Below are 5,787 nucleotides of genomic sequence, written 5' to 3'. Positions count from 1 at the left end.
AAGCTCGCCCTGCCATCCCATCGCGCGCACGACGCCGCCGCGTCCACCGCATCCCGTCCCAACGTTCGTGACGATGGCCAACGCCCCTTCCTTGGGGACAGGATGGCGGGAGCTTTAAAAGTGATTTGCCCGACGACGAAAGCGGAAATTAGCCCGTCGGGTTGTTTTGTCGCAGGCCTGGCCCGCAGGATTGCGCTTGCACGGGGAGCGGCTTTTCTCCGACCTCATCATGAAATTTTTGACCGAAAATTCGGTCAGCGCGTAGCAACCATTAAAGGATCGGTTAGGCGAAGCCGTAACCCACCGACACGGCCGAGACGTTGCGATGGGTTTCGCTTCGCTCTACCCATCCCACGCGCTCCCACCCAGAACCGATCCGGCGACGACCTTCATGGCCGGGATTGCGCTCGCAGCGCGCGCAAGGCCAGCCGCGCGACGCCGACGGCTGCCTCCTCGCTCTCGGACGTGAGAACAGGCACGCCGAGCATGGTTGCTCGGATACGGCTCCAAATCCGGTTCGCCGCGCCGCCACCGACCGTCGTTACGCAAGTCGGTTGCGGGCCTCCGAATTCAGCCAGGCGCCGGTAGCCAAGCGCTTCGATTCTGGCGATACCTTCGAGCAGCCCGTGCAGAAACAAGGCATCGTCATCGGGGCGCGGCGTCACCCGCGGCTCGAATGTCGGATCGTTGATCGGAAAGCGCTCGCCGCGCGCCGGCAACGGATAGTAATCGAGACCACTGGCAATGCCCGGATCTATCAGGCGGCTGTTCTCGCGGATCTCTCCCGCCGTGAAGAACCGCGCCAGCACGGCGCCCCCTGTGTTGGAGGCGCCACCGGCTAGCCACAGGTCTCCAATCCGATGGCTGTAGATGCCATATTCCGGGGCGAACACGGGTTGTTCGCTCGAAAGTTTCAAAACCAGTGTCGAGCCAAGCGACGTGACGGCGTGGCCAGGCTTGTCGGCGCCGGTCGCAAGGAAAGCTGCGCATCCGTCCGTCACGCCCGCGACAACGACCGCCCGGCTTGGCAAGCCAAACCGTCTCGTCGCTTCTGCAGACACCTGGCCGATGATGGTGCCGGCCGGAACTACCGTTGGCAGTTTCCCTGGCTCAACCCCGGTGGCCGCTATCCAGTCCGGCCAGGCCCTGGCGACCGGGTCGTAACCAGTCTTCAGGGAGTTGCTTTCGTCGCTGATATCGAACTGTCCTGAGAATTGCCCAGCGATCCAGTCTGCCTGATGAAGGATTTTTTTGACGCGTCTTGCCCGCTGCAGATGAATTGCGCGGGCGAGCGGCGAAGTCGCGCCGTGAACGGCGCTGTGAACCGGGGCAGCACGCTGGACCGCGGTGACGGATTCGTCATCGGCCCGGTCGTTGTAGAGACTGCCCGCCGTAACGGGTACGCCACAATCATCGACCGCGACGAGTGTGCCGGATGTGCCGTCCACCGCAAGCGCTCGCACCCGCGAGATATCCACGGTTGAGGCGAGCCGCGTCATCGCGTCGTCGAGCGCACGGCCCCACACCGCGGCATCCTGCGTGATCCGATGGCCGTCGCGATGGGCCGCCGGCATGGTCGACGTAACGAAGGCCGAAACCCGGGCGTCGTGATCGATCGCCGCCACCCGTACACCCGAGGTGCCTACATCGACGCCCAGCACAAGATCGCTCATGGGTCCTCGGGTCAAGCGACAGTCGTTTTCTAATCAAATCCGACACGGCCGCGACGTTGCGATGAGTTTCGCTCGCTCTACCCATCCTGCGCGCCGCTTCGGGGTATTGCCGACGATCCGCGGCGGCGGGCAAACAAGAACGCCTCTTCCTCGCGCCGCACCTATTGCAGGAGAACCGGCAGATTGAGCGGGCCGCGGAAACCGAACCCGTGCCAGCGCACGCCCGCGGGATCAGGCAACGTCATGTTGGGGAAGCGCTCGAACAGCATGGGCAACAGGATCGCGCCAACGGTTCGCCGCGACAGGTGCGCGCCGGCGCAGTGATGCGGGCCGCTGCCAAAGGCCTGGTGAGGGTTGGGGTCGCGCAGCCCGTCATAGTTTTCGCCATCGTCGAAGACGTCCTCGTCTCGATTGGCCGACGCCTGGATCGTCATCACGGTGTCGCCTTTCGGGATGAAACAGCCGCGGATCTCCGTGTCCTCCATGACGAGCCGTGAACTCGCCTGGATCGGCGCCACCCACCGCACCCCTTCCTCGAAGGCGGAGCGCCATTTGCCGCCCGCGCGCACGGCATCAAGCTGATCCGGATTGGTGAGCAGGCCGTAGAGGATCGTCAGCAGGGCGTCGCGCGGCTCGTTAATGCCGCCGCCGATCGCGATCTTTACATTGGCGATCATCTGGCTTTCCGGAATCGGATTCTTCGCGTTCACCATGAAGGAGAGCGCCGAGGAATCCGGTTCCGCCCGCACGCGTTCGGCGTTGGCGCGAATACATTTATCCATTTCCGCATTGGCGATGTCGGTCGCATCGAAAGGCCCCGGCGTCCAGCCGAAATTGCCGGCGCCGTCGATCAGCGTCTGCGACCATCGCTGCATGTCTTCATCGTCCGCGTCCGGAATGCCCATCGCATGTGCCAGAATCCGCGCGGCAAGCGGTCCTGCGAGACCGGGAAAGAGATCGACCACTTCACCGCGCGGCAGCCGGTCAAGATACGCCGCGGCAAGTTTCGCATACAGCGGCGCCCAGACGGATTCGATCGTCTTCGGCATCAGGGCCGGCATCATCGCCATGCGTTCGGTCCGGTGCTCGTCGTGGTCCTTGCGCATCAGCGTATGCGCGAGAAAGGCGCGCTTCATAGGCGTGTTCGGATCGTCAGAGCTGAATAGCGCCGCGTTGTCCTTCACGTATTTGGTGTCGGCGGCCTTAGTGAGGAAGGTGCGGCCCACGGATTTGACCCGTAACACGGGCGCTTCGCGTCTCAGGCGCCGGTAGATCGGATAGGGATCGCGCGTGAGCTCTTCGATCGTGATGGTTTCGTCCAGGGGGGCCAGGCACGCGGTCGGCATGGGGTGATCCTGTTGGTTGTTGGCCGGTATGTGCCGAGGCGGAGCATATTGGCAGGCGAGAAACAGCGCAATCCGGCGCCCGCCGCACCGGCAGCGCGAAGCCGGAACGCTCCTCCGCCGCGCCGGAACCGCATGAGAGAAGAATTCAGCGCGTAGGGTGGGTCAGCCGTAGCCGTAACCCACCGACACGGCCGAAGACGCTGCGATAGGTTTCGCTTCGCTCACCCCATCCCAGGCGCTGACAATGACGGATCGGAACGTGCGCACCCAGTGGTCGGCTGCGGACGCCGATGGGTTCAATACCGGCTTCCACCAAGCCCCCGGTCACCGCAGCTTGCTGAGCAGTGCCACCAGCGTCTCGCGCTCCCTCGCGTCCAACGGCGCAAGCGTCTCCCTGGTGATCGCGAGCGCGTTCGGCACGGCCTTTTCCGCCAGCTGCTGACCCGCGCGCGTCAGGCTGACCAGCAGGCGGCGGCCGTCCTCGGGGTCGGGGCTGGTCTCGGTCAGGCCGCGGGCGGTGAGCCGGTCGATCACGCCCTTGATGGTGGCGACATCCATTGCCGTCAGCCGCCCGAGCTGGTTCTGCGAGCACGGTCCGGTCTCGGTGAGCTTTGCCAAGGCCGCCCATTGCGTCGGCGTCAGGTTGTTTCCGATTTCCTTCGTGAAGATCGTGGCGTGGCGCTGCCACACCTGGCGCAGGATGAAGCCTATCTGATCCTCGAGAACGTAGGCCGGCCGCGACGGCCTGGGGCTTCGTCTGGCGGTAAGGCTCCTGGTCATCTGCGTTCTCGCCCCCTTTTTTCCGACGCCGGTCTCACAGCGCCAGATGCGCGTCGCGAATATCCGGACGCGCGTCAAGCTCGCTCATGGTGCCGCTGAAGCAGATCCGGCCGCGCTCGATGATATAGGCGCGGTCGCAGATCAGCCTGGCGAAATGCAAATTCTGTTCGGAGACGATCATGCTGACGCCCTCCTTCTTCATGGTCAGGATCGCGTCGACCATCTGCTCCACGATCTTGGGCGACAACCCCTCCGACGGCTCGTCGAGCAGCACCAGCGACGGATTGCCCATCAACGTCCGGGCAATGGTCAGCATCTGCTGCTCGCCGCCGCTCATGCGCCCGCCTGCCCGGCCGCGCATTTCGCTGAGATTCGGAAACAGCGCGAACAATTTCTCCCGCGTCCAGTGCGGCGCGTTCGGCCGTACGGGCTGACGGCCGACCTCCAGGTTTTCATCGACCGTCAGGTCCGTGAAGATACGCCGCTCTTCCGGCACATAGCCGAGGCCGCGGCTGGCGATCACATGGGTCGGCTGGTCCGAGACATCCCGGCCTTCGAACACGATGCGGCCGCTTCGTTGCTCCACGAGGCCGACGATGGAACGGAAGGTCGTGGATTTTCCCGCGCCGTTGCGTCCGAGCAGCGCCACCACCTCGCCGTCGCCCACTTCGAGCGCGACGTCGAACAGGATATGGGCGGGGCCATAGAAACTGTTGAGCCCCTCGACCGAGAGCTTCATGCCGGCGCCCCCTCGCGATGGCTGATGTCGTAGACCAGGCCCTCCCCCAGATAGATGGCGCGGACCTCCGGGTTGCGCCGCACTTCCTCGGGCGAGCCTTCCGCAATCAATGTGCCGCGGTTGAGCACCAGGATGCGATCGGCGTGCTCGAACACCACGTCCATGTCGTGCTCGGTGAAGAGAACGCCGATCGATCGTTCCCGGGCGATCCGCGCGGTCAGCCGCATCAGCTCGATGCGTTCGCGCGGCGCCATGCCGGCGGTCGGCTCATCCATCAGGAGCAGCTTGGGCTGGTTGGCGAGCGCAACGGCCAGTTCCAGCCGCTTGAGATCGCCATAGGCGATTTCGCCGCAGGGACGATGTGCGTAGCCGTCCATGCCGACCAGCGCCAGCAGCGAATCGGCCTCTTCCGGGGCGAATTTCGGCGTCGAGGCCCAGAGATTGAACAGCTGCCGGTGATACGACACCAGCGCGACCTGGATGTTTTCGCGCACCGTCATGGTCGGGAACGTCGCTGTAATCTGGAAGGTACGTCCCACCCCCAGCCGCCAGACCGCGCGTGGCCTCTTGCCGGTCGTGTCGTGGCCCAGCAGGTTGATCTTGCCGGCGCCGGGCGTGGTCTGGCCGTTGAGCATGTCGAAACAGGTGCTCTTTCCGGCGCCATTGGGACCGATCAGCGCCAGGATTTCACCGGCCTTCAGCTCGAACGACACACCGCGCACGGCATGCACGCCGCCATAGGACTTGCTCAGCCCCTCGACCGACAGCAGTGTGGGCGCGATGCTCATTCGGCGGTCTCGATCGGGGACGCGAGAATGGCGGACGGCGGTTGCGGACGGCGGCGATGCCGGATGGTCTCCAGCACGCCGACGATGCCTTTCGGCAATGCGACCACGATCAGAACGATGACGCCGCCCAGCACCAGCTTCGAGAGATCGGTCTGGCTCACCAGCCAGATGCTCAGCGCCTTGTAGACGATGGCGCCGACGATGGCGCCGGAGACCGTCTCGACGCCGCCCAGGAGCACCATGACGAGCGCGTCGACCGAGAGCGAGATGCCGAGGCTGTCGGGAAACACGCTGCCCTTGAGATAGGCGAACAGCGCGCCCGCAATGCCGGCGGCGGTGCCGGCAATCACGAAAGCGGTCCATTGGATTTGCTTGCCGTTGATCCCGATCGCCTCGCTGCGCCTGATGGAGTCGCGGGTCGCCCGCAGCGCATAGCCGAACGGGGAGAATGCGATGATCCT

6 protein-coding genes are annotated in these 5,787 nt (G+C 64.7%); all 6 read right to left on the bottom strand.

The features are described from left to right. Positions 1–389 precede the first annotated feature (389 nt). The gene (locus QZ213_RS23580; protein WP_291688491.1) at positions 390–1,673 is read right to left on the bottom strand and encodes an FGGY-family carbohydrate kinase; all 1,284 of its coding nucleotides are present in this window, start codon (positions 1,671–1,673) and stop codon (positions 390–392) included. A 161-nt stretch (positions 1,674–1,834) separates the two neighbouring features. Next, complete coding sequence (locus tag QZ213_RS23575) at positions 1,835–3,019, bottom strand: cytochrome P450 (protein WP_291688490.1); 1,185 nt, start codon at positions 3,017–3,019, stop codon at positions 1,835–1,837. Between the two features lie 324 nt (positions 3,020–3,343). Next, positions 3,344–3,799 (bottom strand): MarR family transcriptional regulator, encoded by a 456-nt coding sequence (locus tag QZ213_RS23570; protein WP_291688489.1) that lies wholly within the window; start codon positions 3,797–3,799, stop codon positions 3,344–3,346. Positions 3,800–3,833: 34 nt separating this feature from the next. Continuing rightward, a complete protein-coding gene (locus tag QZ213_RS23565; RefSeq protein ID WP_291688488.1) occupies positions 3,834–4,538 on the bottom strand; it encodes an ABC transporter ATP-binding protein in 705 nt (234 codons plus the stop codon). Further along, entirely contained in the window at positions 4,535–5,326 is a 792-nt protein-coding gene (locus QZ213_RS23560) for an ABC transporter ATP-binding protein (RefSeq protein WP_291688487.1), read from the bottom strand. Before QZ213_RS23560 ends, QZ213_RS23565 begins: the two co-directional genes overlap by 4 nt. Then, the coding region (locus QZ213_RS23555; RefSeq protein ID WP_291688486.1) for a branched-chain amino acid ABC transporter permease at positions 5,323–5,787 on the bottom strand (465 nt) is incomplete at its 5' end. The genes QZ213_RS23560 and QZ213_RS23555, both read right to left, overlap by 4 nt.

Origin of the sequence: Bradyrhizobium sp. (genome assembly GCF_017881085.1) — a bacterium.
GTDB lineage: Bacteria > Pseudomonadota > Alphaproteobacteria > Rhizobiales > Xanthobacteraceae > Bradyrhizobium.
This window is presented reverse-complemented; position numbering and strand designations above follow the sequence as displayed.